The 14,915-nt window shown below is 58.7% G+C and carries 21 protein-coding genes; 16 read left to right on the top strand and 5 right to left on the bottom strand.

Going from position 1 to position 14,915, the window contains the following annotated elements; genetic code table 11:
* The first annotated feature begins 47 nt into the window (after window positions 1–47).
* The 7 genes from YP76_RS07065 to YP76_RS07100 all read left to right on the top strand — a co-directional run bounded on the left by YP76_RS07065 (window position 48) and on the right by YP76_RS07100 (window position 7,982).
* Window positions 48–1,280 (top strand): packaged DNA stabilization protein, encoded by a 1,233-nt coding sequence (locus YP76_RS07065; protein WP_232307474.1) that lies wholly within the window; start codon window positions 48–50, stop codon window positions 1,278–1,280.
* Window positions 1,270–2,499, top strand: a complete 1,230-nt coding sequence (locus YP76_RS07070; RefSeq protein WP_046762902.1) for a hypothetical protein — start codon at window positions 1,270–1,272, stop codon at window positions 2,497–2,499. Before YP76_RS07065 ends, YP76_RS07070 begins: the two co-directional genes overlap by 11 nt.
* Before the next feature lie 10 nt (window positions 2,500–2,509).
* A complete protein-coding gene (locus YP76_RS07075) occupies window positions 2,510–2,851 on the top strand; it encodes a hypothetical protein (protein ID WP_052757337.1) in 342 nt (113 codons plus the stop codon).
* A gap of 598 nt (window positions 2,852–3,449) precedes the next feature.
* The gene (locus tag YP76_RS29240; RefSeq protein ID WP_408640432.1) at window positions 3,450–3,875 is read left to right on the top strand and encodes an AP2 domain-containing protein; all 426 of its coding nucleotides are present in this window, start codon (window positions 3,450–3,452) and stop codon (window positions 3,873–3,875) included.
* A complete protein-coding gene (locus tag YP76_RS07090) occupies window positions 3,875–4,588 on the top strand; it encodes a hypothetical protein (RefSeq protein WP_046762904.1) in 714 nt (237 codons plus the stop codon). The genes YP76_RS29240 and YP76_RS07090 overlap by 1 nt, the downstream gene beginning before the upstream one ends.
* On the top strand, window positions 4,588–5,604 hold the full coding sequence (locus tag YP76_RS07095; protein WP_046762905.1) for a hypothetical protein: 1,017 nt from the start codon (window positions 4,588–4,590) through the stop codon (window positions 5,602–5,604). The genes YP76_RS07090 and YP76_RS07095 overlap by 1 nt, the downstream gene beginning before the upstream one ends.
* The gene (locus YP76_RS07100; RefSeq protein ID WP_046762906.1) at window positions 5,604–7,982 is read left to right on the top strand and encodes a hypothetical protein; all 2,379 of its coding nucleotides are present in this window, start codon (window positions 5,604–5,606) and stop codon (window positions 7,980–7,982) included. The genes YP76_RS07095 and YP76_RS07100 overlap by 1 nt, the downstream gene beginning before the upstream one ends.
* 590 nt (window positions 7,983–8,572) lie before the next feature.
* Here the strand turns inward: YP76_RS07100 and YP76_RS07105 are convergent.
* From YP76_RS07105 to YP76_RS26950, 4 genes are read right to left on the bottom strand one after another with little or no spacing between them, the layout of a single operon-like run.
* Complete coding sequence (locus YP76_RS07105; protein ID WP_046762907.1) at window positions 8,573–8,995, bottom strand: hypothetical protein; 423 nt, start codon at window positions 8,993–8,995, stop codon at window positions 8,573–8,575.
* A gap of 42 nt (window positions 8,996–9,037) precedes the next feature.
* Complete coding sequence (locus tag YP76_RS29040; protein WP_269748624.1) at window positions 9,038–9,166, bottom strand: hypothetical protein; 129 nt, start codon at window positions 9,164–9,166, stop codon at window positions 9,038–9,040.
* Window positions 9,167–9,168: 2 nt separating this feature from the next.
* On the bottom strand, window positions 9,169–9,384 hold the full coding sequence (locus tag YP76_RS07110) for a hypothetical protein (RefSeq protein WP_046762908.1): 216 nt from the start codon (window positions 9,382–9,384) through the stop codon (window positions 9,169–9,171).
* Window positions 9,381–9,725 carry a hypothetical protein gene (locus tag YP76_RS26950; RefSeq protein WP_046762909.1) on the bottom strand — a complete coding sequence of 115 codons (345 nt, stop codon included), beginning with the start codon at window positions 9,723–9,725 and terminating at the stop codon, window positions 9,381–9,383. The genes YP76_RS07110 and YP76_RS26950 overlap by 4 nt, the downstream gene beginning before the upstream one ends.
* A 76-nt stretch (window positions 9,726–9,801) precedes the next feature.
* Here YP76_RS26950 and YP76_RS26955 point away from each other — a divergent pair, with 76 nt between their 5' ends.
* The 9 genes from YP76_RS26955 (at window position 9,802) to YP76_RS07160 (ending at window position 14,507) form a co-directional block, all read left to right on the top strand.
* Window positions 9,802–10,371 (top strand): hypothetical protein, encoded by a 570-nt coding sequence (locus YP76_RS26955; RefSeq protein WP_456320441.1) that lies wholly within the window; start codon window positions 9,802–9,804, stop codon window positions 10,369–10,371.
* 76 nt (window positions 10,372–10,447) lie between these two features.
* Window positions 10,448–10,744, top strand: coding sequence for a hypothetical protein (locus tag YP76_RS07125; RefSeq protein WP_157035704.1), 297 nt, complete (start codon window positions 10,448–10,450; stop codon window positions 10,742–10,744).
* Window positions 10,744–11,043, top strand: a complete 300-nt coding sequence (locus tag YP76_RS07130) for a hypothetical protein (protein WP_046762912.1) — start codon at window positions 10,744–10,746, stop codon at window positions 11,041–11,043. Before YP76_RS07125 ends, YP76_RS07130 begins: the two co-directional genes overlap by 1 nt.
* 150 nt (window positions 11,044–11,193) lie before the next feature.
* Window positions 11,194–11,556, top strand: coding sequence for a hypothetical protein (locus YP76_RS07135; protein WP_046762913.1), 363 nt, complete (start codon window positions 11,194–11,196; stop codon window positions 11,554–11,556).
* A gap of 1 nt (window position 11,557) precedes the next feature.
* Window positions 11,558–12,904, top strand: a complete 1,347-nt coding sequence (locus YP76_RS07140) for a hypothetical protein (RefSeq protein WP_046762914.1) — start codon at window positions 11,558–11,560, stop codon at window positions 12,902–12,904.
* A gap of 34 nt (window positions 12,905–12,938) precedes the next feature.
* Entirely contained in the window at window positions 12,939–13,217 is a 279-nt protein-coding gene (locus YP76_RS07145; protein ID WP_157035705.1) for a hypothetical protein, read from the top strand.
* Window positions 13,214–13,810, top strand: a complete 597-nt coding sequence (locus YP76_RS07150) for a glycoside hydrolase family 19 protein (protein WP_046762916.1) — start codon at window positions 13,214–13,216, stop codon at window positions 13,808–13,810. Before YP76_RS07145 ends, YP76_RS07150 begins: the two co-directional genes overlap by 4 nt.
* Complete coding sequence (locus YP76_RS07155) at window positions 13,807–14,004, top strand: hypothetical protein (protein WP_046762917.1); 198 nt, start codon at window positions 13,807–13,809, stop codon at window positions 14,002–14,004. Before YP76_RS07150 ends, YP76_RS07155 begins: the two co-directional genes overlap by 4 nt.
* Entirely contained in the window at window positions 14,001–14,507 is a 507-nt protein-coding gene (locus YP76_RS07160) for a hypothetical protein (protein WP_046762918.1), read from the top strand. Before YP76_RS07155 ends, YP76_RS07160 begins: the two co-directional genes overlap by 4 nt.
* On the opposite strand, the gene YP76_RS07165 is transcribed toward YP76_RS07160, so the two are convergent.
* The gene (locus tag YP76_RS07165) at window positions 14,488–14,688 is read right to left on the bottom strand and encodes a hypothetical protein (protein WP_046762919.1); all 201 of its coding nucleotides are present in this window, start codon (window positions 14,686–14,688) and stop codon (window positions 14,488–14,490) included. The two genes, YP76_RS07160 and YP76_RS07165, sit on opposite strands and share 20 nt — an antisense overlap.
* Window positions 14,689–14,915: the final 227 nt, after the last annotated feature.

Raw genomic sequence — 14,915 nt, forward strand, 5'->3', positions numbered from 1 at the left:
CGTTTGCGGAGAAGGCGGACGGAGACAAGACTACTGACTTTGCAATCATGGCCATACCCGGCCTGACACTATTTGCTGACATCGCTAACAAGCCAGTGCGTGGACAGCATGTCATGGGCGACCTGCTCTATGTCGTCATCGGAACGCGTCTTTATGGCGTGGACCAGAACGGCTTTGCAACCGATGTGGGCGAGATTCTTGGCTCAAACACCGTCACGATGGCTGATAACGGTTTTCAACTTGCCATTTGTGCCGCGCCATATGGATATGTGCTGGCTGGCGATGTTATTGTTGAACCTGACGGCCTGCCTTTGGTTTCTGACGTTGAATATATCGACAGTTATTTCGTCTGGTCGATATATAATTCTGACCAGTGCATCTATTCGGGCATTGCGGATGGCGTATCCTATGATGCCCTCGATGTATTCACGGCTGAAGGCTCACCGGATGGGATCGTCGGGATAATAGCTGACCATCGCGAACTGCATCTCTACGGCGAAAAGACCGTCGAAATATTCTACAATTCGGGCGGCGCGGATAATGTGTTTGAGCGCCAGGGCAATGCTTTCATCGAGCGCGGTTGCTTCGATCGTGACAGCATCGTCAAGATCGACAATAGCGTACAGTTCCTTGGGGACGACCGGGTTGTTTATCGTCTTGAGGGATACAACCCTCTCCGCATCTCCACTCATGCGATCGAATATCGGTTGCGTAATGCCACGTGGGCACGCGCCTTCACCTACACGCAGGAAGGGCATAAATTCTATGTCCTTAACACCGACCAGGGCACATTCGCTTATGATCTGGCCACTGGGACATGGGCAGAACGAAAGTCCTGGCAACTGGCCAACTATCGGATCGGCGGGGCTGTGTCGGCATGGGGGCAGGCGCTGCTCTCCGACGCCTACACCGGACGCATCTATCGCCCTGATCTGGATGTCTGCGATGAGAATGGTGATCCGATCGTCGTGGAAATCGGCCTGCCAACCCTGGAGGCTTCCCGCGAGCGCGTCACCATGTATGCCTTCGAAGTCTATTGCGAAACGGGCGTTGGGCTTTCGACCGGGCAAGGCTCCGATCCCCAGATCATGCTCAAATATAGCGACAATGGCGGCCGCACCTATTCGAGCGAACTGTGGCGTTCGCTCGGACAGATTGGTGAGTATCGGACGCGGGCGATCTGGCGCAATCTTGGCCAATTCAGGCAGCGCAATATTCAACTAACAATCAGTGATCCAGTTCGCCGGCTTGTGATGGGCTATTACGCCGATGTTCGCTAGCCTCATCAACCCACCTAATGCGCCGCTTATTGATGACAGGGGGTTTATCAAGCCGGAATGGTATCGGTTTCTCCTGTCGCTGGTCAGGGCGGATGATGATTTGTCGGCGGCTGACGAAGAGATTCGCTTGCTGGCGGGTGGTGGCGACGGTGCAATCGCGGGCCATACAAGTGATGCATGGGATTTTCCCAGCATGCCGCTGGTCGAGCAAGAGGTTCCGGATCGCTTGGATGCCACCTCCCCCGTTTTGGAAGCGGGCCTTGGCATGGTCGAGCGCAATGGCAAGCTGGACTTGGCCAATACGACTGTCACGCCTGGGAATTATGGCTCAGCGTCTCAGGTCGCAACGTTCAGCGTTGATCCACAAGGGCGGCTGACCGCTGCGGCAAATGTATCCATCGCCATCCCTGCCTCCGCCGTTTCCGGCGTGGCGCTGACAAAAACGGACGACACAAATGTTACCCTCACTCTAGGCGGATCGCCATCAACCGCGTTGGTCGCTGCAACATCCCTTACGCTAGGCTGGTCTGGAACGCTTGCCGTGGCTCGTGGGGGCACGGGCGGCGGTTCCGCATCCGGGACGCTGCTCGACAACATCAGCGGGTTTTCCTCGACCGGGCAACTGGTGAGAACCGGAGCGGGAAGTTACGCGTTCCGTACCCTCACGGCTCCAGCAGCAGGGATAACAGTTTCAAATGGGAATGGAGTTTCGGGCAATCCCACCCTTGCCCTAGCGGACGATTTGGCGGCGCTTGAGGCTCTGTCAGGCACGAACACGATCTATTACCGTTCTGGCGCCAACACATGGACGGCGGTGACTATCGGGGCGAACCTTTCCTTTTCAGGTGGGACGCTCGACGCCGCGCAAACTCTGGCAAGCGGCACATACACACCAACATTGACCAACGTAACCAATGTGTCCGCATCCACAGCTTATCAGTGCCGCTATATGCGCGTCGGCAATGTCGTGACGGTTTCAGGGCGTGCGGACGTTGACCCGACTGCTGGAGGGTTGGTTGAGCTTGGAATCAGCCTGCCCGTCGCATCTAATTTCACAACGGTTCAGCAATGCAGCGGGACAGCGGCGAACGATCAAGTTCCGGGCCAGAGTGCGGCCTTCTATTCAGACATAACCAACGACCGCGCACGGATGATCTGGAACACCACAGACACAGCAAACCGCTCAATGTGTTTCATCTTCCAGTATGAAGTGATTTAGGAGCAGATAAATGGCGCTCACTCCCAAGCAACTCGCAGCCGGAACCCTGACAAATGCGGTGGCGACCTATTACACCACGCCAGCGGCGGCGAAGGCGCGTATCGATGCCTTTTCGGTGGTCAACTACAGCGGCGTAGCGGCGACATTCTCGATCTGGCTGGTTCCGACCGGAGGCACGGCTGACAACACGAACCTGTTGGTAAAGGACAGGTCGGTCGCAGCCGGCGCATCAGGTCGCATCCTTGAAGCCGTCGGGCAATGGCTTGGCGGTGGCGGCACGATCCAGATGAGCGCATCCGCAACAGGGTCTATCACTGTCCTTGCATCCGGGATCGAGCAGACAGCCATCTAGGCTTCCCCTGCCACTCTATCCCTGCTATATCGGCAATTGGAGCGCAGTCGCGTTGATGGCATGATCCGGGCCATCGTCCACCTTAGACAACGGTCATCGATGTTCGATGTGTCTGAGGTTTCATGCGCGGATCGCATTTCCATAATCCCATGAACGGAATCAGGATTGGCACTCCCGCCGATGCTGGGTTCGTAAGCGCGATCATCGGGCACGATGCCTCCGATCTTATGCAACGCGTTACGACGATCCTGACGCCACATGGGGGCTTCTTTCTGGAGCCTATCACAAGCTCCGTTCTGGAGGCTCACATGTTCTTTCGCCCTGAGGGACGCGGAAAGGAAGCCTTGGATGGAGCGCGCGCTGGACTGCGATATGCCTTTGATGTGCTGCACGCTTCCGTAGTTTTCGGGCGCATCCCTATCGAAGACCGCGCCGCAAGACTGTTCACCCGCATCATTGGGTTTCGGTCTGATGGTGTCCGCGCACGGGAGCCAGGAGGCCCTCTTGTTGAATGGTTCGAAATGAGGAGCGATGAATGCCCAAGGTGAGTGCCCAGACAGTTGTCAGATGTGCTTGCGGGGGACATGCGTTCTTGCGGATGAAACGTGGGGTCGCCTTGATAGACGTCGCAGATTCTAGCTTGCTCGCTTCAGGCGGGTGGAGTGTCAACGAGGGATATGCTCAACATAAGATCAGGGGCAAGCTTCACCGTGCCATCATTGGCGGAGATTGCGAGGCGATAGATCATGTCAATCACGACCGCCTTGACAATCGGAGGCAGAATCTGCGCCCATCCACGCAGCAGGCCAATCAATTCAACAAGAAGCCGCAGGGGGGGCGATCTAGGTACAAAGGTGTCACCTGGTATCCCGAACAAGGATGGGTTGCGAGAATAACTCGTGACCGGAAGCGACACTTTTTGGGAGCCTTCCCTACGGATGAATTGGCGGCAAGAGCATATGATACTGCTGCGCGAAGACTGTTCGGTGAATTCGCCTTTCTCAACTTCAAGGAAACTTCATAATGTGCCCCCCGGCAGTAGCAATTGCGGGCGCGGCGGTCGCTGGCGGCATTTCCACTGCTGTCGCAGGGTCCAAAGCCGCCAAGGCGCAAAAGCAGGGTGCGAAGGCGGCGGCTGACGCTTCGGAGCGCGCCACGCAGCTTCAGGTCGACGAGGCTAAGCGTCAATATGACCTGACCCGCTCCGACTATGAACCATACCGCGAGACGGGCTACAAGGCACTGGATACGCTGGCTGGCCTCTATGGCGTTGGCGGCACGAAAATAGATCCTACGGCGGCGCTGGAGGCCACGCCGGGCTACAAGTTCCAGTTGGATGAGGGGTTGAAGGCTATCAACCGCAGCAACGCGGCTCGCGGCATCCTCAACAGCGGCGGCGCGGACAAGGCCCGCATGCGGTATGCTTCGGGGCTGGCGGCGTCGAACTATGACGCCTTCGCCAACCGGATTGCCGCTCTTGCGGGTGTAGGCCAGTCAGCGACCGGCCAGACAGCGGCGGCGGGACAGGCCGCATCCAACGCGATTACTTCGGCTTATGGAGTAAATGGGCAGAACCAGGCCAACGCCGCGATGGCGGCGGGCAATGCGCGCGCGTCGAGCTATGCTAATATAGGGGCGTCGATCTCAGGGGCGACCAATAACCTCGCGTCCCTCTACCTGATGAATAACGGCGGGTGGTTTAATCGGCCAACCGGCACGGCTGGGGGGAATATCTGATGGCCTCCAATCCTTGGGAAATCCTTGCCCGCGCCCGTGATGAGACGAACAGCCTGCCCCAACTGTACATGCAGTTGAAGCGGCAGCGGATGAGCGATCTGATGGCAGCTAAGACATTGGAGCTAAAAATCCGCGAACAAGATCGCGCCGACAAGAAAGAGTCCGAGTGGAATTCCCTTGTGGCCCAACTTTACCCGAAAGGAGGTGATCAGGCGTCTGGTGGAACCGGAGCGATCACGCAACCCCCTGCCTCTGCTGCTCCGGTTGCATCTCCACCCGTCGCGCCGCCCGGCACCCAGAGCATTGCCGACAGTCTAACACCCGATCAGGACGCAGCTATCCGCCAAGGATTGGGCGAGGAGCGCTATCAGGCATGGAAGGCGCGAAATGGTGCTTCTCCTGCGCCGGAGCCGGCTGCGGTAGAGCCGCACCCACTCGACAATCATCCTCTCGATCAACCATTGCCACCCCGGACCGATGGCGCGAAGATCAATATGGACGTTCTGTCCCAGATGATTTTGCATGATCCCCAAAGGGGTTCGCAGATTCAACGCGCTATCTACGACGCCGACAAGCATCAACTGGACATGATGACCCGTCGCGGCGAGGCGATGGCTGTCGCGGCGTCGGCCCTGCGCGGCATCCCGAAAGAATTGCGTATGGCAGAGTTGCAAAGCAAGTGGGGGAATTACCTCGCTGACCGGGGCTTTCCAGCAGACCAGCTTCAGCACGCAGACCTGTCTGATCAAGGGTTGGAGACCTATTACCGGCAGGGTCGTGCGCTGGAAAAGCTGATTGCGAGCGCTGAGGATGACCGGGATTACCGTCTGCGCGTCGAGAACCAGAACGCCGATAATGCGCGGGCTGATCGCGCAGATGCGCGCGCTGATGCGAATCTTAGCCTTTCCGAACGCCGTGAAGCACGGCTAGCCGCATCCGCAGGCGCAAAAAGTTCGGCTCCGCAGTATGAGTATCGCATTGGCCCGGATGGCAAACTCCAGCGAAGGAAGAAATAATGGCCGATGACGGTTGGGAGGACGTGACCGACCCCGCTGAGATCAAGAAGGTTCTCGGCTTAAAGGCCGCGCAATCTATGCTGGGCGGTGGCGGCAAGGGTGACGACAAAACCGCCCTCCGGGCAAACGGATTGGACGCCCTCGCCTCACAGGTTGATCGGGTTTATGACCTTTATCAGCAGAACGTTCGCGGCGGCTGGCCCAATTCTATTTCTGGGCGCGTCCCATCCACTTTGCGTCCGGAAAATAGTCAGTTTGAGAGCGCGGGAGCAGGCCTTTCAGACCAAGCACTCGCAGCATTTCGCGTGCCTGGTGTTGGCGCGCAGTCGGATCGCGAACTAGAGTCATTTATTGCCGCCAATCAGCCCCTTCCGACCGATAGCGATTTGGCAATCGAGGAAAAGCTGAGCAACATTCGCCGTCGCGTCGATGCGCAGCGCAATGCTCTGGGCATGACGCCTTGGTCGTGGAAAGGCGCTGCGGACAGTGCAGAAAAAGCGCCCCAGGACAAGCGCGAGGATGATTCTCCACCGATCATCATCCCCAAGGCTGCCGGCGAGGCAGGCAGAGATGGTGCCACCGGCCCTGGTCCCGCTGGCCCCAGCGCGCCTACAATCTCCCCTGATGGTTCCAGCGAATGGTCAACCGACGCAGACAAGGCCTTCGCGGCTGAAGCGCAGGCGGCGTTCAATGCTGGCGCTAACCGCGAGCAATTGGATGCTATAGCCGAGAAATATGGAACTCGTCCCTTCGGTCCAGAACTTGAGGGCGCGATCCGTTACCGTGATGGCGGCGGCAAGGGCGTGAGGTTCACCGTCCCTACTTCTGGGCGGAAGGATAGTTCGTGGATCGGTGCGCTCGGCGCTACGCCATATGGCACTGCGACGGCTGAGTTTCTTAACAGTATCGTGCCGGTCGATGAAGTCGCCGGTTTAATAGGCGGTGAAGGTGCGGCGAAAAGGGCGCAAGATGCCAAAGAGGCCATGCGCGAAGCCCACCCCATTGCTTCCATCATCGGAGGCACGGCTGGTGGCCTCGCGGCGACGGTCCCGGCTGCGCGTGGCTTGCGCGCCGCCACAGGCTTGTCGATAGCTAAAAGCGCCCTTGCTGCCGACGCAGCCTATGGCGCTGCATCCGGTGCGCTGGAGAACAACGACGACCGCCTGACCGGCGCAGCCCTTGGCGGAACACTTGGGGCGTTAGGTAATCTTGGCGGTCAGGCGGTCAACCGGGTTGTATCGCGCACCCTCTCCCCTGCGGTCGCTGGTGTGGTGAAGACGCTTACCGACAAGGGGGTTAACCTCACTCCCGGCCAGATCGCTGGGCAGGGGGGCTGGCTAGGCCGTGTCGCCAAGGGCGTTGAAGACCGCCTTTCTGGCATTCCGCTGGCGGGCGAGTCGGTAAATACCGGACGCCGGGCTGCTATCGAGGACATGAACCGGGTGGCCATAGACGAGGCACTTGCTCCAATCGGGGCGAAGCTGCCGAAGGACGTGGCAACGGGCCATGATGCTGTGGCTTGGGGGCAGCGCGCTCTGAGCGATGCCTATGACAATGCGCTTGGGGCCATCAACGCGCTCCCCGATAACCAACTCACACAAGACGTGTCGTCGCTATACCAGCAGTCCCGCACCCTTCCCAAAGCGCAGCGAGAGACGTTCGATGCGATTGCCATGGGTGACGTACTGCCCTTTCTCCAGAACGGCAACGGCGCATTGGCGGGGCGCGACCTTCAATCCATTAAGCGTGGACTGGATTCCAGGATTTCCAAGGCTCGTAGCAGTTCGGCCCCTGCGGATGACTTGTTGGCAGATAGGCTCGAAGAAATGCGGGCCGCATTCTTTGATTTTGCTGGTCGCGCCGATCCCGCCAATCTTTCCGCCTACAAGGCTGCGGATGATGCATATGCGAATTTCGTTGCCATAGAGCGGGCGGCGGCCAAGGGGAAAGGTGGCGTCTATTCCCCAGAGCAATTGCGCACGGCTGTCCGGCAGTCTGACCGAAGCGCCCGCAAGCGTGCTACCGCTGCTGGGGGTGCGCGCATGCAAGAGTTTTCCGACGCCGCAAGCGAAGTCCTTCCATCGAGTGTTCCCGACTCTGGAACGGCCGGACGCCTCCAGTTGGGGCAGCTATTTCTCCCCGGCGCGGCCGTAGGATTGGGCGCAGGCGCTGACTATACCGACAGCCCTACGCTGGCGACGTTGGCAGGCGGCGCAGGCGCCTTGTCCGCGATCTACAGCCGTCCGGGTCGTAAGGTGGTGCAATCAATGATGACCGAGCGCCCCCAGTCCTTCGTGAAATTGGGCGATCTTATCGGCGGTCGTCAGGCCGAGACGGGACAGACGGCGGCGCAACTGTTTCTGAAGGGATCACAATAGAGGGAGGTTGCTGGGCTGGGTGTTTCAACCCAGTATCTATCGCAACAAAAAGTCCACCGCCGATTCCAAAAATCAGCGCGCTCCACATAAGCCGTAGCGACCAAATGCCGATCAGATCGACGCGGCGGTCATTCCAGTATCCCGCATTACGCACATGAGCCGGAAGGAGCGCTCGACGTTCCTTCCATTTTTCGTACCGCCCTATTAGAAAATAGATGATGGTTGAACAGAAGGCCGTCAGAACGGCTTTCTTGATATACCAGTCATCCATTATCGGGCAGTCGTCTTGCAGACGTTTATGCCACCCATACTAGAGTTCGGCTTGCATCGATACCCGCACTCATCATCGCCCACTAAATGATCTCCATCAAGCTGACGTATTTCGTTCGTGTATCGTAGCACCATTCTAGCCGCCTCTTGGCATTTCTCTAAGCTTTCAAACGACCCAAGCGGAATGTCTGCGGCTAAGCTGTTTTGGTCTGGATAGGCCCATCCCTTCCACTCCAATTTTTCTGGCCACGCAAAAAATAAACCAATCGCCGCGCCAATAAATATAGGGAAAAGCACGGCATTTGATAAATGCTGATGCTTCATTGAGCAATATATTTCACGACCAGCATCTTAGTCTGTGTTTTACTGCCACCCATAGCGAAGAACCCCCCTAAGATCGCCCCGCTTCCGGCTCCGCCAGTAGCTCCTGCTTCGTCTTGGGCCAACACAATCACAGCATCACCACCCGCAGCCAGCACTTGCTTTGCTACCGCTGGACTTCCGATAGCATGTCCTCCGTCCCAGTTCTCATCGCGTTTATCGCTGATAAAGCCGATCACCTGATATTTGCGTGGCGGTGTCCCCGTCGTCCACCAGTCGATATCGTTTTTCCGGAGTTTTGTGCCGCCATCGCCATTCTGAACCCTCTCAGGCCCTTCGTAGGCAGAAAACTGGATTTTAGCGCCAGCGAAAGCAGCGCTCGGCATGGATAGCAGCAATGCCGCAAGAATGATTCCCCTCATCCCCCTCCCCTACCTCATTGAGAGATAAGGGACAAGACAGCCCTATTCGGCGGGATGAACGCTCTTGTGGCGCGAATCATAGCTCCGGCGCAGCAGATGCATCGTCAGCCATGCGCCGCCAGCAAGGCCGAAGCCTACCAGGGGGAATGCAATCTGAAACCAGTCCGCCATCTCTATTCCTCCGGCCGCATGTAGAACGGCCCCGCAATCGACATGCCCAGCAACGCCAAGCCTGCCAGCATACCTCCTAATATAACGTAGGAAGTCGCTGTTGGATCACCATACCATAGGCCGATAGCGCCAGCAAACCACGCCAGACTGGCATTGCCGCAGAAGGACGATATGGCTTTCTGGGCTTCGTTGAAGCGGACGGCATCAATGTCTTTCATTCTGGAGCGCTATCCGCATAGGGATAGAAGCTTACCACGTCGTCCACGCACTTGACGCACCAAGGGGTTTTGGCGCTCGCCAAAGCGCGGTTCACTTCCGCGAAATATTCGGCTCCCCCGTCGCTTTCATATGTCTGGGTGACAAGGCCACTAAGGAAAGCGGCAAGCTCATGCGCATTGATCGTTGGCTGGGGAAACTCGCGCTCCAGCACGGATGTGATGAGGGCATTCACGCTCGTTTTAGATTGGCTGGCGGCTTCAATAACCCGCTGCTTGAGGTCGGGAGGCAAACGAAGCCCGAAGGGCGCGATACGCTTTTCTGATTCACAGCAATATTCCATCCATCTAGATTTGATCGCCGTTGGTCAACGCCATCGGCCGGTCAATCATGAGGCTGCTCGGCGGCTGGCGGAATCAATGAAGCAGATTGGTCTTCGTCAGCCGATCACCATCCGGGTTGTTGATGATTATGTCGGCAGCGATGGTCAAAAGGCCGATGGGGTTCCGGTGCTTGTTGCGGGATACCACCGACTTGAAGCTGCTCGCATTCTTGGCTGGGAAAAAATCGACGCCATTGATGCTGATGACGACGATCTATCCGCTGAGCTTTGGGAGATAGCTGAGAACCTGCATCGCCACGATCTGTCCAAGGAACAGCGCGACGAGCATATTCGCCGCTATGCGGAATTGTTGGAGGCGAGACAGGTGACGCAAAATGCTGCACCTGTCTCCAAACTGACGGACGGGAGGAGTAAAGGCCCGCAGCACGAAAAAGGCATCCCACGCCAAATCGCTGAAGAAACAGGGTTGAGCGTCGATACGGTTCGCCGTGCGCTGAAACCTAAGCCCGTACATCATGAGCCGCCCAAAGAAGTTCATGATGTTCACGATCAAGCTCGGCGTCGGATGATGTCGGCTTGGAATAACGCCACTGAAGAAGATCGTCAGTGGTTCCGAGATTGGATCGATAGCCCCGTAATGGGCTGATCCAAACAAACAGAACGGCGCAGGGCTGCAACCCCGCGCCGCTCCTAACCCCTAATGCGAAAAGGAGCTTCGCATCATGGCTACTCGCCCTAATAACATTGTTGTGTTCCCGCCCCAAGTGGTTGCGGGTCAGAAAATTCGCGAAGCAGAACGGATGATCGCCAAACTGCTTGGCTATATCGAAGACGCGGCTCGATTTCCGAAAGACGGTGACCTGCAAGTCCGCGCCGCGATAGCGCCGGGCATGCTCGATATGTGGAGGGAAATCCTTGAGAAGGCAAAGCTCGAAAGCGAGTTGGCCCAAGCTGGAGATGCGCTGCTCTACAAGGGTTTGACCTATCGCGCCCAACCCAGCCAGAATGGGGCGCACTAATGACCGACCGTCGCTCCTTCATCACCGCTGCGCTTGCCGCGCCCATTGTTATCGCGGCGCCCGCCCTAGCTCGGCCGGCAGACCCTGTTGACCGCTATTATGCCGCAACCGACGCCGTAAACGCCAATCGCATGAGCGACGAGGACTATACGCAAGTGATAGTCGAATTGGACCAGTGGGAGCCGTCGACGCAGCGCGACCTCCTGCGAAAGTTCATAGCTCAATATGAAGAAGGCGGAACCCCGGCGATAGAATACCGCCTGCAAATGGTCGAACAGGCCAAGCGGCTGATTTCCTGACCTATCGGCGGCCTTCGGGCCGCCTTTCTTTTCTTCCCCTACCCCGCCAATCCTGCTATTAAACCATCAGGCAGCGCCTTTGCGCGCGCACGATCGCGGGACGTGCAGCCGAACAGACAACCGCATCCGACCGGATGAAGAGTTGTCTGCATGCCCGCCATTCTCCTGCCCGAAGGCAAGCAATCCTATCAGAACGCTCTTGGCCTACCTTTGGTGGGCGGCAAGCTCTACACCTATCTGGCCGGCACATCGACGCCTGCCACGACATGGGCCGATCCGGCCAAGACTGTCCCCAACGCCAATCCCGTCATTCTCGACACACGCGGCGAAGCCACGATCTTCTGGGACGGCAATTACAAGATCGTCCTGAAGGACGCTTCTGATGTCACGATCTGGACCGTCGATAATGCGACGACCGTGATCGACACCGGGGCTTTCTCCCCCACCCAACTCACCGACCTTTTCAACGCCATGCAGGCCCAAGGCCTGTTCGATGGCTTCATGGGAGTATGATATGAGTTTCGCGCGCCTGCTGCTCGCGTTCATGGCGCTCGCGGCTCTCCAGTCGCCCGCCTTCGCGCAGACCACCATCAACAGCCTTCCGGCCAATACCTCTCCGGCGCCGACTGATAACGTCGCCTGTATGCCTTCCGGGGCAGTCGCCGGAGGCACGAAGCGATGCACGATCGCGCAACTGTTCGGCGCATCGCATCAGGCATCAGGCGTCAATATCTATGTCGACGCGGTAGCGGGAACGGATAGCGCGACATGCGGCACCGGCACCGGTGCAGCGGCATGCCGAACCATCCCGCAGGCTTCGCGCAATCTCTGCGTCAATTACAACCATACCGCTGTTCCGACCATTCATGGGGTCGCGGGTCAGGTTTATACGCAGGGACTCGCCTTCACCGGGGGGCTGCTTTCCACAGCACTGCCGCAATGCTCTGGCATCACCAACATCTCCTTCGACGGCCACGGCAGCACGATCAGCACGACCAACGATTGGGCTGTGAAGCTGTACTACACGCCGATCGCGGTCGAACTGCACAACGTCACGCTTCAGGCAAGCGGTACTGTCGGCGGCCCGATCCTTGTGCGTGGTGCCGGATTCATTGGCATCAAAGAGGGTGTTACCTTGGGGGCTGCCGCGCCCGGCTTCCCGCTCATATGGGCTTATGGTGGCGCTCAGGTTGTCACCTGCCCGACGAGCCTTTGCCCTGCCAATACCGTGATCAACATCACTGGCGGCGGCCTTGCGGCTTTCCTGGCGCAGGAATCGGGCGGTATCCAGATCGAAGGCACTTCGCTCAACATCACGGGTAGCCCTACCTTTACGCTGGCCTTCGCGGCGGCCACCGATGCGGGGACGATTGCCTTCATCTCGACGCCGATCACAGGCGCCGTCACGGGCGACCAGTTCAGCATCGCCAATAACGCCTTCCTGTACACAGGCGGTCAGACAGGCGGCTATTCAGCATGCGCTCTCACCTATCTCCCCGGCACCACATGCGGGCAGGTTTATGCCGAGGGCGCGGTCAGCCAGCCCGGCACGCCGACGCCCACCAGCGGTTGCGGGACCGGCTGCACGGTTCAGGGGCAAGAACGGGCGTTCGTGGTGATTTATGGAACTGGTCTCGGTTTTGTGAACGGGACGACCTATGGCCCTGCCCGTATCACCTTCCGAACCCGCACGGATTACCGCGCCTGCTATGTGCAGCCGAGTGACCCAGCGATCGGCACGCCATGGGTTCTGATCGCGCCTCCCACCGGTAGCGCCAATGGTTACATGGACATCTACTGGAAGGGCAACGGCTTCGATCCGAACACCAAGGCCCTCTACATAAGCTGCAACGTGAACTGAGGCGGCATGAACCATGCAGTCAGCGAGGGCGCAAGTGAATGAGATTGATTGGCTTGGCGCCAGCGGGGGGCAACTCGCGGTAGCGTTCGGCGCTGGGTGCGTGGCGACATGGGGGTTTATCCAAACCGTGCTGGTGGGGCCGCTCAAGAAGCAGATTAGGGAACTCAAGGACGAGTGCGAGAAGCGGGACGAGCGATCGGCGCAGCGCATCAACCAGCTTGAGACGCTGTTGCTGCTCCACGGACCAGGGCAGTTGCGCCAGCAGTTGCAGGCAGCGCTTTCCGAGGAGCGAGTGTTGGGTGATAAGGCATGACCGACTGGAAGCCTCTCCAGCGCAATCTGGGCGTCACGGCGACCGGGATTGTGGACCGTGGCACATTGCGCGCTCTGTTTCAGCGCCTTGGGGCCGACACGGGCCGAGCGGTTGAGCTTGGCATATCGGCCAATGTCCATTTCCGCTCCTATGGCCTTCTCGACAATGGCCTTCGCCTCGCCCACTTCCTCGCTCAGGTCGCCCACGAAAGCGGCGGCTTCCGGTACATGGAAGAGATATGGGGTCCGACTGAGGCGCAGAAGCGCTATGAGGGCCGTAAGGACCTTGGAAATACCGTAAAAGGCGATGGCTCCCTGTTCCGGGGGCGCGGGCCTATCCAGATCACCGGCAGGGCCAATTACGAGGAATATGGCAACGCCATCGGCCTGTGGCTGACCGACAAGCCCACCTTGGCCGCCATCCCTGCTATCGGCCTGCACATCGCCTGCGAGTATTGGAAGCGCAAGGGGCTGAACGCTTGGGCCGATGCGGATGACGCCCTGACGATCACCAAGAAGATCAACGGCGGGGTGAACGGACTTGCTGACCGACAGTCGCGGCTTGCCATCATCAAGGGGGTCATCGGGATATGACCGCCAAAGACCTCCCCCGCGTCATCATCACCGCCGTGATCATGACCTATTTCGGATACGCGCTGATCAACCACTGGTCCGAAGGGCTGGAGGAAACGCTCAAGAATGTCGTCATGCTCGCGGTCGGCTTCTGGCTGGGGTCGTCCAAGGGCAGTTCCGACAAGGCCGCTACTATCGAGAGGATCAGCCAGTGAACCTCCCCGCCTTCTCGATCGCGTTCCTGCGCGGCAACTGGAAGCTGCTGCTAGGTGCGGGAATCGTCCTGCTGCTGATCGTCCAGACTTTCCGCCTCCAGAACACACAGGCCGCGCTGGAGGCGGAAAGAGCGGGGCGAACCGCTGACCGCAGTGAATACCGCCGCGCGCAGGCCGAAGCAACGGCCAACGCCATCGCGGACGCTCGAAAGAAGGAAGCCGAAGATGCCAAGAAAGCCGACGCGGCTGATGCCCGCTATGCTGATCTGTCTCAGCAGTATCGCGCTGCCGTCCTGCGCTACGGCGCCGCTCAAAGTGCAGCCCGACAAACCGATCTGCCCGTCCCCTCCGCAAGCCCCGCGAGCAGCGACCGACCCGGTGGACCTACCATCGTTCCTCAAGGATCGATCCTGATTCCTCAGGAAGACGCGCTCATATGCGCGAATAACACAGCCCGCCTGGAAGCCGTCAGGGAATGGACGCTCACCCTCGATCCCAATTAACCTTCATGCCCGCCAGCATCTGCGCCTGATGGTGAAACCCGCCCTCTAGCAGTGCATCGACGACCTCCTGAACCTCCTGAGGATGCATGGGGTCTCCGCGCTCTATCTGCTGCACGATGGCCTGATACTGCTGCATGGCCGGGTGACCGTTGTAGCGGGCGATGTCGACGAAGCTATGCATGCTTCATGTTCGCGTATTGTTCGCGATTCGGTCAAGGGGTGACGCGGCGGCGTCGGAATCGAACCAGCGACTTCCTCTAGCGAGGCTGCTTTACCCATTAAGCTAGCTCGCCGCGTCTTCCCCCTTATACCACAACCGCGACTCGGCGGAATAGGCCATGGACATTTTTACCCATATCCCCCTAAATCACCGCATATACGAGAGAGGCCGCGTAAATCCCCTCCTCG

Origin of the sequence: Sphingobium chungbukense, from assembly GCF_001005725.1 — a bacterium.
Taxonomy (GTDB): Bacteria; Pseudomonadota; Alphaproteobacteria; order Sphingomonadales; family Sphingomonadaceae; genus Sphingobium; species Sphingobium chungbukense.

Coding starts and splice junctions, on each gene's coding strand:
- YP76_RS07105 (WP_046762907.1), bottom strand. CDS start 8,995: ATGAGGGGAATCATTCTTGCGGCATTGCTGCTATCCATGCCGAGCGCT.
- YP76_RS29240 (WP_408640432.1), top strand. CDS start 3,450: ATGAAACGTGGGGTCGCCTTGATAGACGTCGCAGATTCTAGCTTGCTC.
- YP76_RS07130 (WP_046762912.1), top strand. CDS start 10,744: ATGACCGACCGTCGCTCCTTCATCACCGCTGCGCTTGCCGCGCCCATT.
- YP76_RS07075 (WP_052757337.1), top strand. CDS start 2,510: ATGGCGCTCACTCCCAAGCAACTCGCAGCCGGAACCCTGACAAATGCG.
- YP76_RS07165 (WP_046762919.1), bottom strand. CDS start 14,688: ATGCATAGCTTCGTCGACATCGCCCGCTACAACGGTCACCCGGCCATG.
- YP76_RS07065 (WP_232307474.1), top strand. CDS start 48: ATGGCCATACCCGGCCTGACACTATTTGCTGACATCGCTAACAAGCCA.
- YP76_RS07095 (WP_046762905.1), top strand. CDS start 4,588: ATGGCCTCCAATCCTTGGGAAATCCTTGCCCGCGCCCGTGATGAGACG.
- YP76_RS07125 (WP_157035704.1), top strand. CDS start 10,448: ATGGCTACTCGCCCTAATAACATTGTTGTGTTCCCGCCCCAAGTGGTT.
- YP76_RS26955 (WP_456320441.1), top strand. CDS start 9,802: ATGAAGCAGATTGGTCTTCGTCAGCCGATCACCATCCGGGTTGTTGAT.
- YP76_RS07070 (WP_046762902.1), top strand. CDS start 1,270: ATGTTCGCTAGCCTCATCAACCCACCTAATGCGCCGCTTATTGATGAC.
- YP76_RS26950 (WP_046762909.1), bottom strand. CDS start 9,725: ATGGAATATTGCTGTGAATCAGAAAAGCGTATCGCGCCCTTCGGGCTT.
- YP76_RS07135 (WP_046762913.1), top strand. CDS start 11,194: ATGCCCGCCATTCTCCTGCCCGAAGGCAAGCAATCCTATCAGAACGCT.
- YP76_RS07150 (WP_046762916.1), top strand. CDS start 13,214: ATGACCGACTGGAAGCCTCTCCAGCGCAATCTGGGCGTCACGGCGACC.
- YP76_RS07140 (WP_046762914.1), top strand. CDS start 11,558: ATGAGTTTCGCGCGCCTGCTGCTCGCGTTCATGGCGCTCGCGGCTCTC.
- YP76_RS07110 (WP_046762908.1), bottom strand. CDS start 9,384: ATGAAAGACATTGATGCCGTCCGCTTCAACGAAGCCCAGAAAGCCATA.
- YP76_RS07155 (WP_046762917.1), top strand. CDS start 13,807: ATGACCGCCAAAGACCTCCCCCGCGTCATCATCACCGCCGTGATCATG.
- YP76_RS29040 (WP_269748624.1), bottom strand. CDS start 9,166: ATGGCGGACTGGTTTCAGATTGCATTCCCCCTGGTAGGCTTCGGCCTT.
- YP76_RS07090 (WP_046762904.1), top strand. CDS start 3,875: ATGTGCCCCCCGGCAGTAGCAATTGCGGGCGCGGCGGTCGCTGGCGGC.
- YP76_RS07100 (WP_046762906.1), top strand. CDS start 5,604: ATGGCCGATGACGGTTGGGAGGACGTGACCGACCCCGCTGAGATCAAG.